Source organism: Psychrobacter sp. 16-MNA-CIBAN-0192 (assembly GCF_040309565.1).
In the GTDB taxonomy this organism is placed as follows: domain Bacteria; phylum Pseudomonadota; class Gammaproteobacteria; order Pseudomonadales; family Moraxellaceae; genus Psychrobacter.
Genome location: NZ_JBEOOX010000680.1, coordinates 1 through 240, shown reverse-complemented (window position 1 = coordinate 240; position 240 = coordinate 1). Strand labels below are relative to the sequence as shown.

The window sequence follows — 240 nt, the reverse complement described above, 5'->3', positions numbered from 1 at the left end:
ACCTACTGGTTCAATTTCTACGCATACTTGGTCGTCATTCCAGTTAAGGCCAACTAAAGCATTGTCTTCGTTTAGGTCTTCAACCCATTCATCTAAAAATTCATCAAGGCCAATTTCTACTGGGCTGTACTCTTTCCACTCGTCTTTACACTGAGCTTTAGCAGCCGCTTCGCTTTCCCAAAGTAGTAATACGTCAGTCTCGTCAAATTGATTTGAATCACACACTACAAAGCCATTATC

1 protein-coding gene is annotated in these 240 nt (G+C 41.2%); it reads right to left on the bottom strand.

Features of this window, described 5'->3' with window-relative positions; all coding sequences use genetic code 11:
- Window positions 1-240: DUF2750 domain-containing protein (locus tag AAEY78_RS14840; protein ID WP_352340248.1), on the bottom strand; the 240-nt coding region annotated here is incomplete at both ends.